Raw genomic sequence first — 13,813 nt, 5'->3', positions numbered from 1 at the left:
AAAACTATAGCTGCAGCACCACCCCAGAAGAGAAGCGATACAGGAGAAGACCGTGACGACGAAGTCGACCACACGCACCGAGGTCCAGCGCCTCCGCGAACGCCCCCGAGCACAGGTGCTCGTCGTCGGCGGCGGCATCAACGGACTCGGCACCTTCCGCGACCTCGCCCTGCAGGGCGTCGACGTGATCCTCGTCGAGCGCAACGACTTCGTCTCCGGCGCATCGGCGGCGTCCAGCCACATGATCCACGGCGGCATCCGCTACCTCGAGAACGGGGAGTTCCGCCTCGTCAAGGAGTCGGTGACGGAGCGCAACGGCCTGCTGAAGATCGCGCCGCACTACGTGAAGCCGCTCGAGACCACCATCCCGATCTTCTCCACCTTCTCCGGCATCCTCGCGGCCCCGCTCCGCTTCCTCACCCACAAGCAGGGCAAGCCGAAGGAGCGCGGCGCGTTCCTCATCAAGACCGGCCTGACGATCTACGACTCCTTCTCGCGCGACGGCGGCTCGGTGCCGCGGCACACGTTCCACGGCCGCAAGAAGTCGCTGGAGACCCTGCCGGCGCTCAACCCGGACCTCAAGTACACGGCCACGTACTTCGACGCATCCGTGCACGACCCGGAGCGTCTCGCCCTCGACGTCCTGGCCGACGGCCTCGCCGCCGGTCCGCACGCCCGCGCCGTCAACTACGTCGAAGCGATCGGCGCGCGCGACGGCGGAGTGCTGGTGCGCGACCGCGAGACGGGTGAGGAGTTCACCATCACGGCGGACGTCGTCGTCAACGCCTCCGGCCCGTGGACCGACCTGACGAACGAGGCGCTCGGACAGGAGACGCGCTACATGGGCGGCACCAAGGGGTCGCACATCGTGCTCGACAACCCCGCGCTGCTGGAGGCCTGCCAGGGCCGCGAGATGTTCTTCGAGAACAACGACGGCCGCATCGTCCTCATCTACCCGCTCAAGGGCCGGGTCATGGTCGGTACGACCGACATCGATGCCGACATGTCCGAGCGCGCGGTCATCACCGAGGACGAGATCGACTACTTCATCGAACTGGTCTCGCACGTTTTCCCACGCATCCCGGTCACCCGCGAGCAGATCGTCTACACGTTCTCGGGCGTCCGCCCGCTGCCGCACCACGACGACACGGCCCCCGGCTTCGTGTCGCGCGACTACCGGATCGTGCCGGGCACCGTCGCAGGCCTCGGCGACACGACGGTGCTCAGCCTGGTCGGCGGCAAGTGGACGACGTTCCGCGCGCTCAGCGAGCACCTCGCCAACGAGACGCTGAAGGCGCTCGGCGCGACCCGCACCGTCCAGACCCTCGGACTGCCGATCGGCGGCGGCGCCGGCTTCCCGACCACTCCGCAGGCGGAGCGCGACTGGATCGCCCGCTACGGCGCGGATGTCGGCGACGAGCGCGCCGCGACGCTGCTGCACCGCTACGGCACCAAGGCCACCTATGTCCTCGATGCGATCGCCGGCTGGGACGGGGAGGACGCCCCGCTCGCCGCAGCCCCGTCGTACTCCCGCGCGGAGATCGACCATGTCGTCCGGAGCGAGCACGTCGTGCACCTCGACGACGTGTTCCTGCGACGGACGAGCCTGGCGTTCACCGGTGCGGTGAACCTCGAGCTGGTGCACGAGATCGCCGAAATCACGGCAAACGCGCTCGGATGGTCGCCAAATCGACGCGCGGAGGAGGAAGATTCGTTCGTAGCGGACCTCGCCGACGCCCACCGGGTGCAGTTGAAGTCGGGGGACGGGAGCGAAGCCGCGGCGCTTCGATAATGCACGAACGTGCATGACACGGTTCTTGTCACGGTGGGCGTGACCGCAATAGCGTTCAAATGCCCACCCTGACAAGAGCCACACCAGAACGCACAACAGGGTGCGGGTCAACTGAACAACTGGAAGGTCAACGTGGACAATATCGGTGTAGATTTCCTGTCCGAGCTGGTGGGCACAGCAATGCTGGTCCTGCTCGGTACCGGTGTCGTGGCGAACGTCGCCCTCATCAAGAACAAGGGCTTCAACGGCGGGTTCCTGATGGTCAACTTCGGTTGGGGCATCGCGGTGTTCTCGGGTGTGGTCGTGGCCTACAACTCGGGAGCGCACCTCAACCCGGCTGTGACCCTCGGACTCGTCGCCAACGGCGCCAAGACATTCGGCTCCGCGGCGGCGCACACCCTGGTGCCGGTCAACTTCATCACGGTGCTGCTGTACATCCTGGCCCAGCTGATCGGCGCGATCATCGGCGCCGTGCTGACGTTCCTGGCGTACAAGCGGCACTTCGACGAGGAGCCGGACCCGGCGAACAAGCTCGGCGTCTTCTCGACCGGCCCGGCCATCCGCAGCTACGGCTGGAACCTGGTCACCGAGATCATCGGCACGTTCGTGCTGGTCTTCGTGGTGATCGCGTTCGGCCACCAGCCCGGCCAGGCGGCCGGCCTCGCCGCCCTCGGCGCTCTCCCCGTCGCCCTCCTCGTGATCGGCATCGGTGCGAGCCTCGGTGGTCCGACCGGGTACGCCATCAACCCTGCTCGTGACCTCGGTCCTCGCATCGCTCACGCGATCCTCCCGATCAAGGGCAAGGGCTCGAGCGACTGGGCCTACTCGTGGGTGCCCATCGTCGGCCCGATCATCGGCGGTCTGATCGCCGGATGGCTCGCGCTGGTGCTCCTCCCGCTCATCAAGTGACATCGGGGGCCGGCCGGGAGCGATCCCGCCGGCCCCTCTCCGTTCCACCCCCAAAGAACAAAGGAGTTACCTATGGCCGACTACGTCGTCGCCATCGATCAGGGCACGACCAGCACCCGGGCGATCATCTTCGACAAGTCCGGGTCGATCGTCTCGACCGGACAGCTGGAGCACGAGCAGATCTTCCCGAAGGCCGGATGGGTCGAGCACAACCCGGTCGAGATCTGGAACAACACCCGCGAGGTCATCGGCCAGGCGCTCTCCAAGGCCGACCTGACCCGCCACGACATCGCGGCGGTCGGCATCACCAACCAGCGCGAGACCGCGGTGGTGTGGGACAAGAACACCGGCGAGCCGGTCTACAACGCCATCGTCTGGCAGGACACCCGCACGCAGCCGATCGTCGACCGCCTGGCGGCCGACGGCGGCACGGAGCGCTTCAAGCAGATCGTCGGCCTCCCGCTGGCGACCTACTTCTCCGGCACCAAGATCGTGTGGATCCTGGAGAACGTCGAGGGCGCCCGCGAGCGCGCCGAGGCGGGCGACCTGCTGTTCGGCACGACCGACACCTGGGTGCTCTGGAACCTCACCGGTGGCCCGGACGGCGGTGTGCACGCCACCGACGTGACCAACGCCTCCCGCACGCTGTTCATGGACCTCGAGACGCTGAGCTGGCGCGACGACATCCTCGAGGTGTTCGGGGTGCCGAAGTCGATGCTCCCCGCGATCAAGAGCTCGTCCGAGGTCTACGGCCAGGTCGAGGCGTCCAGCCTCCTCCGCGAGGTGCCCGTCGCCGGCATCCTCGGCGACCAGCAGGCCGCGACCTTCGGCCAGGCTGCGTTCGACACCGGCGAGTCCAAGAACACGTACGGCACCGGCAACTTCCTCATCTTCAACACCGGTGAGGAGATCGTCCACTCGAAGAACGGTCTGCTGACGACCCTCGGCTACAAGCTCGGGGACGCGGCGCCGCACTACGCGCTGGAAGGTTCGATCGCTGTCACCGGCTCGCTGGTGCAGTGGCTGCGCGACAACCTCGGGATCATCTCGAGCGCGCCGGAGATCGAGGAGCTCGCCAAGACGGTCGACGACAACGGTGGCGCGTACTTCGTGCCGGCGTTCTCGGGCCTGTTCGCCCCGTACTGGCGGGCGGACGCGCGCGGTGCGCTCGTCGGACTCACCCGTTACGTGAACAAGGGCCACATCGCCCGCGCGGTGCTGGAGGCCACGGCCTTCCAGACCCGCGAGGTGCTGGACGCCGTCAACGCGGACTCGGGCGTCGACCTCACGGAGCTCAAGGTCGACGGCGGCATGATCGCCAACAACCTGCTCATGCAGTTCCAGGCCGACATCCTCGGCGTCCCGGTGATCCGTCCGGTCGTCGCGGAGACGACCGCCCTCGGTGCCGCGTACGCCGCCGGACTCGCGGTCGGGTTCTGGTCGGACCTCGACGACCTGCGCAAGAACTGGCAGGAGGACAGCCGCTGGACCCCGAACATGGATGCGGAGGAGCGCGACCGTCAGATCCGTCTCTGGAAGAAGGCCGTCACGAAGACCTTCGACTGGGTCGACGACGACGTGCGCAACGCTTGAGCCGTCCACTCCACGAAGCGCCGTCCGGCATCCGCCGGGCGGCGCTTCGCCGTTCAGGCGCCGAGCTTGTTGCCACGACACGCCGTCCGGGCGCTCTCGCCGACGGCGTGTCGCGTCAGCCCCCTGGCGCACGCACGTCCATTGCGGGCCAGCGGCGCCACGTCGGAGGCCGGTCCTATTCTGTTCGGAGCTGAAAGGATTGGGGACGATGAACGACCTATGGTCTACGTGGGGCTTCGTGGTAATTCTCGTCGCCCTTGCCACGCCGCTCATCGTGGTGGCTAGAAGACGGTATCTCCATTACTCACAAACGGTACTTTCGGAAGATGTGCTCGATGAGATGGCCGATTATCTGATCGGGAGTCTGCGCGGCTATTGCGGTGGTCCGGACCGTCCAATGACGCTTCCGCCTGCGCTCTGGCTCTCGTTCGGCTGGACGCATGCTGAAATCCTTCGTGTAATCGAGTATGCGGTAGCGCATGGATGGCTGACCGTGCCGAACTTCACAGTCATCACGGACGGTGTCATCTGGAACTCTCTGCCGCGGACCGCGGCGCTGACCCCCGATTCCTATGAACGCTGGTCTCCGCGCGAACCCGAGGAGCCGAGGTCAATCACCTTCAACGGCCCGACCCACCTCGGCGACGGCGACCTTGTGAACAACGGGAAGATCACATACGAGTGGACCGTCATTGAACGGGACGTGAGCAAACTCGCTCTCAGCTTGCATCGTGAGTCATTGCGTCATGAAGGCGAACTCGCGCAGCACCTGGAAGAGGCTGCTGAGACGCTGTCGAGAGCAGTAGAGGAGCAGAACCTACAGGATCCGTGGGTGAGACGAACCGTGAGGTGGGTCGCCGACCTGGCGAACGGTACCACGGCGAACCTCATCAGTGCAGGGCTCGTTGCAGCGGCAACGGCGCTGCTCGGAAAACTCTAGAGCACCCCTGCGAGCGTGTGTCCTTGGGGCAAGGCCGGAGAACGTGTTCAAGAATCCCTGTCACCAGTGTGGGTCGAAAACCTGAAGTCGCGGATGATCGCTCCGCCATTCATCGCACGTAGCTCCTCGATCAGGCCAGGAGCGGAGCGAGCTCGGCGAGCGAGGCGATGGTCCGGACGCCGGCGGTGGCCGCGTCGAGTTCGTCCTCGGGGGAGGGGACGGCATTCCGCCGGTTGAGCCACACCCCGGTGAGGCCGGCCCGTGCGCTCCCGATCGCGTCCGTGCGGAGCCGGTCACCCACGTAGGCGGCCTGATCCGGTCGCACGCTGAAGGCGTCACACGCCGCGTGGAAGATCGCCGCGTCGGGCTTGGCCACGCCGACCTCGCCGGAGGCGATCAGGTGCTCCATGCGAGCGTCGAGCCCGACTGCCTCCACCTTCCGGCCCTGGAAGGCCAGGTCGCCGTTCGTGATGAGGCCGAAGCGGACACCGGGGAGGGCGGCTTCCAGTGCATCCAGGGCAGGGAGGGCGTCGTCGTGCAGCGACCAGGCGGCCACGTAGTGCTCGAAGTAGTCGGCGAACCAGGCGCTCGCCTGGGCGTCGTCCAGCTCGACGCCGTGGCGGGCCGCGAAGTCGCGGGCGCGCGCCTGCCGCTGCCCCTCGAAGTCCAGGTCACCCGCGAGGTACGAGTGGTAGTGCTCCTCCTCGAGATCGTGCCAGAGAGTCACGACCTCGTCTGCCTCGGCCGTGCCGTAGGGCGGCCCGAGCGTCTCGGCAAACCGCAGGATGCCCGCCTCGACGGCCGCCCGGTGCGCGAACAGGGTGTCGTCGAGGTCGAACAGGACGACGCGGATGTCGCTCACGCCGGAACCTGGACGAACGAGACATCGGGCCAGTCGCCCGCAGGCCGTCCGGCGTCCTGCGGCAGGAGGGTTCCACGCCACTCATCGAACCGCTCGCCGCGCTGCTCGGCACCGCCCGGCACGATGCCGTCCCAGCGGAAGCCGGCACGGCGGGCGACGGCGGCGCTCGCGGCGTTCCCGGCGAGAGCACGCCACACCAGCTTTCGCAGGGCGAGTCCGCCCGGAGCCGGAGCGAAGCCGTAGTCGACGACCAGCGCTGTGGCCTCGGACATGATGCCCTTCCCGCGGGCCTCCGGCGCCATCCAGTAGCCGATCTCGCCCTGGTGCTCGCGGATATCGCCGATGCTGATCATGCCGAGCAGCACGTCATCGACACGGACCGCCCACGTGCAGACCCGGCCGCTCGCCCAGCCGTCGGGGACGACACTCGTCACGAATCCCACGGCGTTCTCGCGCGTGTACGGCGACGGCACGGTCGTCCAGCGGGCGATGGCCGGGTCGGCGCAGACCTCGGCGATCCGGTCGACATCCGCGTGCCCGGGCGTCGAGAGCGTCACCCGCGCGCCCGTCAGGACGACCGGCGCCGGCATCAGCGGGCTCGCCGAAGGAAGCCGATGCGGTCGTACGCCTTCTCGAGGGTGCCCTCGGCGACCTCGCTTGCGCGCTCGGCGTTGACCGCGAGAATGCGGTCGAGCTCGGCGGGGTCGGCGAGAAGGTCGAGCGCGCACTGGCGGATGGGAGCGAACTCCTCGACCACCACCTCGACGAGGCCCTTCTTGAAGTCGCCGTAGCCCTTGCCCTCGTACTCCAGCTCGATGGCCTCGATCGAGCGGCCGCTGAGCGCCGAGAAGATCGAGAGCAGGTTGGAGATGCCCGGCTTGCCCTCGCGGTCGAACGACACGACGCCGTCGGTGTCGGTGACCGCGCGCATGATCTTCTTGCGCGTCACATCCGGTTCGTCGAGCATCCAGATGATGCCGGCGCCCGACTCGGCGGACTTCGACATCTTCGACTCCGGGTTCTGGAGGTCGTAGATGCGGGCGCTGTCCTTCAGGATCATCGCCTGCGGCACGACGAACGTCTGGCCGAAGCGGCTGTTGAAGCGCTCGGCCAGGTCGCGCGTCAGCTCGACATGCTGGCGCTGGTCGTCGCCCACGGGCACGATCTCGGTGTCGTAGAGCAGGATGTCCGCAGCCATCAGCACCGGGTACGCGAAGAGTCCGACCGAGGTCGCGTCGGCGCCCTGCTTCTGCGACTTGTCCTTGAACTGCGTCATCCGCGACGCCTCGCCGAAGCCGGTGATCGTGTTCAACACCCAGGCCAGCTGCGCGTGCGCGGGCACGTGGGACTGCACGTAGAGGGTGGAGGCGGACGGGTCGATCCCGGCAGCGATGTACTGCGCCGCCGTGCGGCGCGTCTTCTCACGCAGTTCCGCCGGATCCTGCGCCACCGTGATGGCGTGCAGGTCGACGACGGAGAAGAACGCGTCGTGCGTGCTCTGCAGCTCTTTCCACTGCAGGAGTGCGCCGATGTAATTGCCGAGGTGCAGCGAGTCGGCCGACGGCTGCATGCCGGAGTAGAGGCGGGGGAGGGTTGTCATGGTTCTGCTTTCGAAATCTGGAGGGATGCGGAGGCTTAGGGCCGTCAGAGCGCGTAGTCGACGACCACAGGCGTGTGGTCCGACCATCGCTCGTCGTAGGCGGCCGCACGGTCGACCGACCAGCCTGTGACCCGCTCCGCGAGTGCGGGGGTCGCCAGCTGGTAGTCGATGCGCCATCCGGTGTCGTTGTCGAACGCCTTGCCTCGCCACGACCACCATGTGTACGGGCCCTCGACCTCGCCCGCGTGCTTGCGGACGACGTCGACCCAGCCGAGCCCGGCGCCGGCGTTGTAGGCCGGGTCGCCTTCGGCGCCGAGGATGCGGTCGAAGTACTCCCGCTCCTCCGGCAGGAAGCCGGCGCGCTTGACGTTGCCCTTCCAGTTGCGGATGTCGAGCGTGCGGTGGCCGACGTTGAGGTCGCCCATCACCACGGCGAGCTCGTTGTGCTTCTGCAACTCGGGAAGCCGCGCCTCCATCGCGTCGAGGAAGCGGTATTTCTCGGTCTGCTTCTCCGTGCCGGCCTCGCCCGAGTGGACGTACGCGCTGACGACGGTGATCACCGTGCCGCCGACCTCGTAGTCGGCCTCCAGCCAGCGGCCCGCGCTGTCGAACTCGCTCGGGCCGAGCTCCACGCGGTGGATGGATGCACGGTGCCTGCTCGCGATCGCCACTCCCGCACGGCCCTTGGCCGTGGCCGGGTCGTGGACGATGTCCCACTCGTCGCCGAGGAGCCCCTGAAGGTCTTCGGACGAGGCCCGGACCTCCTGGATGGCGAGGATGTCGACGTCGCGCCCGTCGAGCCAGGCGCCCATGCCCTTGCGGAAGGCGGCGCGGATGCCGTTGGCGTTGATCGTGGCGATGCGCAAGCGACTCGAGGGCATGGTTCCAGCCTACCGGGGGCGGCCGACACCGGTTCAGGCGACCGGTTCTCCGTCGAGGAGGTCGTTCAGCCGCTGCTCCGCCCGGGCGACGCGGCGCTGCGCGGGCAGCCGGGAGAACCACCTCGCCGTCGCCAGATCGTCCTGTGCCTGCGCCAGTTCCGATCGAGCGACCAGCACACGCGCCTCGTGCTCGGCCGCGGCGCGCTCCGCGGCCGCCTCCTCCGGCGTGACGGCGCGCGGCGAGAGGCCGCGGTCGGCCATCCCGATGGCGATCCACGACGCCGACAGCAGGATGACGCGCGAGATGAGGTTGAACCACAGCAGGAGACCGATGAAGACGGCGAAGGTCGCCAGGAGCGGGTTCTTGTAGGCGGCCCCGAGAAGCAGACCACCGAGGGCGCTCAGCCCGGCGAGCACGAGCGCGCCCAGCAGCGCGCCGAAGAACAGGTTGCGCCACGGGATCGCCACTCGGGACATGATGCGGAACATCGCCCCCAGCGTGACGATGTTGAGCGCGACCGACACGACGAGACCCGAGAGACGCGTCGCAGCGTTGGTCCAGAACGAGTCCGACAGGCCCGTCAGATCCAGAAGGAGCGTCAGCGCCTGCGTGCTGACGATCGTGAGCAGCGCCGACAGCACGAACAGCACGCCGAAGATGAGCGCGAGTCCGAGGTCGCGCACCTTCTGGAGCACATAGCTGGTGGTGTCGCGGCTGAGGCGGAACACCGCCCGGACCGCCTGCCGCGTGTAGTAGAGCCAGCCGATCGCGGTCCAGATCAGGCCGATGGCGGCGATGACACCCGTCCAGCCGAAGGAAGAGGCGTTGCGCAGTTGCTCCTGGGGGATCACCCCGACCGTGGCGCTGGTTTCGATCAGGCCGGGCACCGCCCGGTTGATCAGGGCAACGAGAGCGTCGAACACCGCCTCGTTGCCGGAGAGCCAGTAGCTCGCGACGGAGAATCCCACCCACACCGCGGCGAACACCGCGAAGAGCGACTGGTACCCCATCCCAGCCGCGCGCAGGTTGCCGTCCGAATACGAGTAGTTGATGTAGACGCGATACGGCCGCAGAGCCTTGACCCACTTCGCCCAGACCGAGACGCGCGCCACCGGACGCTCGAACCGGCGAACCAGGGGGTCGGCACGCTCCACCAGGCGCTCCCGCAGAGACTCGTCCACGTGCGGCTCAACGTTGCCCGCGGCGCGCTGGAGGTCCGGGTCCGGCGGGGAGGGCTCGCCTCGGGACTTCTTGGCCACGCCGTCAGGATAGCGAGCGGGCGTACCGCTCGGAGATGCACGACGGCCCGCTCCGATGCGGAGCGGGCCGTCGTGGACGTGTTTGCGGCTCGATCAGGCCTTGCCGCGCATGATCGCCTGCTTCACCTCGGCGATCGCCTGCGTGACCTGGATGCCGCCTAGCTCGTCGTGTCGCGGCTCAGCGCGAACCGCGCGGACCGCCTGCCATGTGTAGTACAGCCAGCCGATGGCAGTCCAGCAGGCCATTTGCGGCGATGACACCGGTCCAGCCCAACGCGGAAGCCGCATCCAGCTGCTCAATCCTGATCACGCCTGCCGTGGTCTCCGTCCCGATGAGCCCCGGGACGGGCGGTTGATCAGAGCGACGAGGCGTCGCACAGCTGCGGATTGCCGTGAAGCCATACGTTCGCGATAGACAAGCCCAGCCTGCCGCGGATCCCGGGTCGGGTGCGACCCAGGGACGGGGAGTAGTGACCACGACGCCAGACTAGCGAGAGGGTCTAAGGCCGGGAGAGGGGCGGTTACCGGCTGCTCAGGTGGCCAAGGAGGGGTCGGCCACGCTTGCAGCGATGCCGATAGCGATAACCACCGCGTACAGGAGACCAAAGAGGAGGCCCAGCGCGAGGAAGCAGTAGCCGACGATCACGCCGGCCAGCGCGAGTCCGCGGCCGTTCTCGCCGGTGCGTTTGATCTGGCCGAAAGCGATGTGCCCGCAGATCACGGCCGCGATCGGAAACACGAATGCCGTGACGAGCGAGACGACCGCCAGGACGTTCGTCCCCGCCGGTGCGGCGCCATAGATATACGGCGGGTATGGCGGATGAACCGGCCGCGGCGGCTGCTGGACGTGCTGTCGGTGCTGATCGACAGTGCTCATGGTGTCTCCTAACGGGCGACGCTGACGGCGAGGACGCCGGCGCGCTGTAGTGCCGAGTGGATGGCGTTCGCCGTTTCCTGGAACGCCCTGTTGACCTTGGCCGCTCCGACAGCGCCGCCCTTGAGTGCCCCCGCCGTCATGTCGCGGTTCAGGCGTGCCACCAGGTGACTCTCGGCGTCCACCATTAACTCGACGAGGAACGTCACTTGAAACTTGCTGCCGGCCAGCGCGCCCAAGAGCAAGGTCATCCCGATGCTCCCGCGCTTCGCGAGCAGTCCGCCTCTCGGCGTTGCTGAGACCAAGAATCCCTGCGCCTCCAGGGCGGACGCGACCAGACGTCGTCCAGCGTCGTGGTCACCCAGCAGGATGAAGTCGTGTGCAGCGGGCATGGTCTTCCATTCGGGTAGGGTGCGGCAAGGGCCGGCCTCGGCAGTCGTCATTACTTATAGACGGCAAAGCACCCCGGATATGACGCGAGCCCCGGACGCGGGTGCGCTCGGGGCTCGGAGTCGGGATGAGTGGCGGTCTACGGACGGCCGCGCATGATCGCCTGCTTCACCTCGGCGATCGCCTGCGTGACCTGGATGCCGCGCGGGCAGGCGTCGGTGCAGTTGAAGGTCGTGCGGCAGCGCCACACGCCCTCCTTGTCGTTGAGGATGTCGAGGCGCACCTGGGAGTTGTCGTCGCGCGAGTCGAAGATGAAACGGTGCGCGTTGACGATCGCGGCCGGGCCGAAGTACTGGCCGTCCGTCCAGAACACCGGGCAGGACGACGTGCACGCGGCGCAGAGGATGCACTTGGTGGTGTCGTCGAAGCGGGCCCGGTCGGCGACCGACTGGATGCGCTCCTTGCCCTTCTCCGGCTTCGAGTTCGCGACGAGGAACGGCTGCACCTCGCGGTACGACTCGAAGAAGGGCTCCATGTCGACGATGAGGTCCTTCTCGAGCGGCAGGCCCTTGATCGCCTCGACGTAGATCGGCTTCGAGATGTCGAGGTCCTTGATCAGCGTCTTGCAGGCGAGACGGTTGCGGCCGTTGATGCGCATGGCGTCCGATCCGCAGATGCCGTGCGCGCACGAGCGGCGGAAGGTCAGCGAGCCGTCCTGCTCCCACTTGATCTTGTGGAGGGCGTCCAGGATGCGATCGGTCGGGTACAGCTCGACGTCGAAGTCCTGCCAGCGCGGCTCCGTGTCCACATCCGGGTCGAAGCGGCGGATGATGAGCGTGACGGTGAACGACTCGACCGGGGCCTCGGGGGCGGGGGGAGTCTCGAGCACGGCGTTCGACATCAGTACTTCCTCTCCATCGGCTGGTAGCGGGTCACGACGACGGGCTTCCAGTCGAGCGTGATGTGGTCTGCCGCGTCCGACGAGTGCGGGTCGCCGGTGAGGTAGGCCATCGTGTGCTTCATGTAGTTCTCGTCGTCGCGCTTCGGGAAGTCGTCGCGCATGTGGCCTCCGCGCGACTCCTTGCGGTTGCGCGCGGAGTAGACGACGACCTCGGCGAGGTCGAGCAGGAAGCCGAGCTCGACGGCCTCCAGCAGGTCGGTGTTGTAGCGCTTGCCCTTGTCCTGCACCTGCACGTTGCGGTACCGGTCGCGGAGCTCGTGAATGGTCTGCGTGACCTGGGAGAGCGACTCGTCGGTGCGGAACACCTGGGCGTTCCGGTCCATCTCGTCCTGCAGCTCCTTGCGGATGGCGGCGATGCGCTCGGTGCCCGTGGAGGTGCGCAGTTCGTCGATCATGCGGCGGACGGCTCCGGCCGGGTCCTCCGGCAGCGGGACGGCCTCGGCGGTCTTGATGTACTCCACCGCGTTGTTGCCGGCGCGCTTGCCGAAGACGTTGATGTCGAGCAGCGAGTTGGTGCCGAGACGGTTCGAACCGTGCACAGACACGCAGGCGCACTCGCCCGCGGCGTAGAGGCCGGGGACGACGGTGGTGTTGTCGCGCAGCACCTCGGCGGCCGTGTTCGTCGGGATGCCGCCCATCGCGTAGTGCGCGGTCGGCATCACCGGGACGGGCTCGACCACCGGGTCGACGCCGAGGTAGGTGCGCGCGAACTCGGTGATGTCGGGGAGCTTCGTCTCCAGCACCTCGGCGCCCAGGTGCGTGCAGTCGAGCAGCACGTAGTCCTTGTGCGGGCCGGCGCCGCGTCCCTCCGCGACCTCCTGCACCATGCAGCGGGCGACGATGTCGCGCGGCGCGAGGTCTTTGATCGTGGGGGCGTAGCGCTCCATGAACCGCTCGCCGGAGGCGTTGCGGAGGATGGCGCCCTCGCCTCGGGCGCCCTCGGTGAGGAGGATGCCGAGGCCGGCGAGGCCGGTCGGGTGGAACTGGAAGAACTCCATGTCCTCCAGGGGCAGGCCCTTGCGCCAGATGATGCCGACGCCGTCACCGGTGAGGGTGTGGGCGTTGGAGGTGGTCTTGAAGATCTTGCCGAAGCCGCCGGTGGCGAAGATGATCGCCTTCGAGTGGAAGACGTGCAGCTCTCCGGTCGACAGCTCGTACGCGACGACGCCGGCCGGCTGGGGGACGCCGTCGACCTCGTTCATGATCACGTCGAGCACGTAGAACTCGTTGAAGAAGTTGATGCCGAGCTTGACGCAGTTCTGGAACAGCGTCTGCAGGATCATGTGGCCGGTGCGGTCGGCGGCGTAGCACGCCCGGCGGACCGGAGCCTTGCCGTGATCGCGGGTGTGGCCGCCGAAGCGGCGCTGGTCGATCTTGCCCTCGGGCGTGCGGTTGAACGGCAGGCCCATGTTCTCGAGGTCGATGACCGCGTCGATGGCCTCCTTGGCGAGGATCTCCGCCGCGTCCTGGTCGACGAGGTAGTCGCCGCCCTTGACGGTGTCGAAGGTGTGCCACTCCCAGCTGTCCTCCTCGACGTTCGCGAGGGCGGCGGCCATGCCTCCCTGCGCCGCACCCGTGTGGGAGCGCGTCGGGTAGAGCTTCGAGATGACGGCGGTGCGGGCGTGAGGCCCCGCTTCGATCGCCGCGCGCATGCCGGCGCCTCCGGCTCCGACGATGACGATGTCGAACTCGTGGTAGTGGACGCCGTCGATGACGGTGGATTCAGTAGCTTCTGTTGTCACAGGTCTTCC

14 protein-coding genes are annotated in these 13,813 nt (G+C 67.7%); 4 read left to right on the top strand and 10 right to left on the bottom strand.

Translation table 11 applies throughout. From position 1 onward, the window contains the following. Positions 1 to 52: 52 nt before the first annotated feature. From BLR91_RS13405 to BLR91_RS20015, 4 genes are all read left to right on the top strand, one after another. Positions 53 to 1,792: a glycerol-3-phosphate dehydrogenase/oxidase gene (locus tag BLR91_RS13405; protein ID WP_089874745.1), complete on the top strand. Its 1,740-nt coding sequence runs from the start codon at positions 53 to 55 to the stop codon at positions 1,790 to 1,792. A 180-nt stretch (positions 1,793 to 1,972) separates the two neighbouring features. Beyond that, positions 1,973 to 2,701 carry an MIP/aquaporin family protein gene (locus BLR91_RS13400; protein WP_020075463.1) on the top strand — a complete coding sequence of 243 codons (729 nt, stop codon included), beginning with the start codon at positions 1,973 to 1,975 and terminating at the stop codon, positions 2,699 to 2,701. A gap of 72 nt (positions 2,702 to 2,773) precedes the next feature. Next, on the top strand, positions 2,774 to 4,294 hold the full coding sequence (gene glpK, locus BLR91_RS13395) for a glycerol kinase GlpK (RefSeq protein ID WP_018189990.1): 1,521 nt from the start codon (positions 2,774 to 2,776) through the stop codon (positions 4,292 to 4,294). Positions 4,295 to 4,502: 208 nt separating this feature from the next. Continuing rightward, complete coding sequence (locus tag BLR91_RS20015) at positions 4,503 to 5,234, top strand: hypothetical protein (protein WP_157694637.1); 732 nt, start codon at positions 4,503 to 4,505, stop codon at positions 5,232 to 5,234. Positions 5,235 to 5,364: 130 nt separating this feature from the next. On the opposite strand, the gene BLR91_RS13385 is transcribed toward BLR91_RS20015, so the two are convergent. The 10 genes from BLR91_RS13385 to sdhA form a co-directional block, all read right to left on the bottom strand. Further along, positions 5,365 to 6,096 carry an HAD family hydrolase gene (locus BLR91_RS13385; protein WP_089874749.1) on the bottom strand — a complete coding sequence of 244 codons (732 nt, stop codon included), beginning with the start codon at positions 6,094 to 6,096 and terminating at the stop codon, positions 5,365 to 5,367. Next, positions 6,093 to 6,686, bottom strand: a complete 594-nt coding sequence (locus tag BLR91_RS13380; protein WP_089874751.1) for a GNAT family N-acetyltransferase — start codon at positions 6,684 to 6,686, stop codon at positions 6,093 to 6,095. Before BLR91_RS13380 ends, BLR91_RS13385 begins: the two co-directional genes overlap by 4 nt. Continuing rightward, entirely contained in the window at positions 6,686 to 7,696 is a 1,011-nt protein-coding gene (gene trpS / locus BLR91_RS13375) for a tryptophan--tRNA ligase (RefSeq protein WP_089874754.1), read from the bottom strand. The genes BLR91_RS13380 and trpS overlap by 1 nt, the downstream gene beginning before the upstream one ends. A 44-nt stretch (positions 7,697 to 7,740) precedes the next feature. Further along, complete coding sequence (locus BLR91_RS13370) at positions 7,741 to 8,577, bottom strand: exodeoxyribonuclease III (RefSeq protein ID WP_018189994.1); 837 nt, start codon at positions 8,575 to 8,577, stop codon at positions 7,741 to 7,743. Between the two features lie 33 nt (positions 8,578 to 8,610). Next, complete coding sequence (locus tag BLR91_RS13365) at positions 8,611 to 9,837, bottom strand: YihY/virulence factor BrkB family protein (protein ID WP_018189995.1); 1,227 nt, start codon at positions 9,835 to 9,837, stop codon at positions 8,611 to 8,613. 93 nt (positions 9,838 to 9,930) lie between these two features. Next, positions 9,931 to 10,083 carry a hypothetical protein gene (locus tag BLR91_RS20010; RefSeq protein WP_157694638.1) on the bottom strand — a complete coding sequence of 51 codons (153 nt, stop codon included), beginning with the start codon at positions 10,081 to 10,083 and terminating at the stop codon, positions 9,931 to 9,933. A 286-nt stretch (positions 10,084 to 10,369) separates the two neighbouring features. Continuing rightward, on the bottom strand, positions 10,370 to 10,714 hold the full coding sequence (locus tag BLR91_RS13360; RefSeq protein ID WP_089874756.1) for a DUF4190 domain-containing protein: 345 nt from the start codon (positions 10,712 to 10,714) through the stop codon (positions 10,370 to 10,372). 8 nt (positions 10,715 to 10,722) lie between these two features. Beyond that, entirely contained in the window at positions 10,723 to 11,103 is a 381-nt protein-coding gene (locus tag BLR91_RS13355; RefSeq protein WP_089874757.1) for a hypothetical protein, read from the bottom strand. Positions 11,104 to 11,240: 137 nt separating this feature from the next. Continuing rightward, positions 11,241 to 12,002: a succinate dehydrogenase iron-sulfur subunit gene (locus tag BLR91_RS13350; protein WP_089874759.1), complete on the bottom strand. Its 762-nt coding sequence runs from the start codon at positions 12,000 to 12,002 to the stop codon at positions 11,241 to 11,243. Further along, complete coding sequence (gene sdhA, locus BLR91_RS13345; RefSeq protein WP_020075455.1) at positions 12,002 to 13,804, bottom strand: succinate dehydrogenase flavoprotein subunit; 1,803 nt, start codon at positions 13,802 to 13,804, stop codon at positions 12,002 to 12,004. The genes BLR91_RS13350 and sdhA overlap by 1 nt, the downstream gene beginning before the upstream one ends. Positions 13,805 to 13,813 lie beyond the last annotated feature (9 nt).

Origin of the sequence: Leifsonia sp. 466MF (assembly GCF_900100265.1) — a bacterium.
Classification (GTDB): domain Bacteria; phylum Actinomycetota; class Actinomycetes; order Actinomycetales; family Microbacteriaceae; genus Leifsonia.
This window is presented reverse-complemented; position numbering and strand designations above follow the sequence as displayed.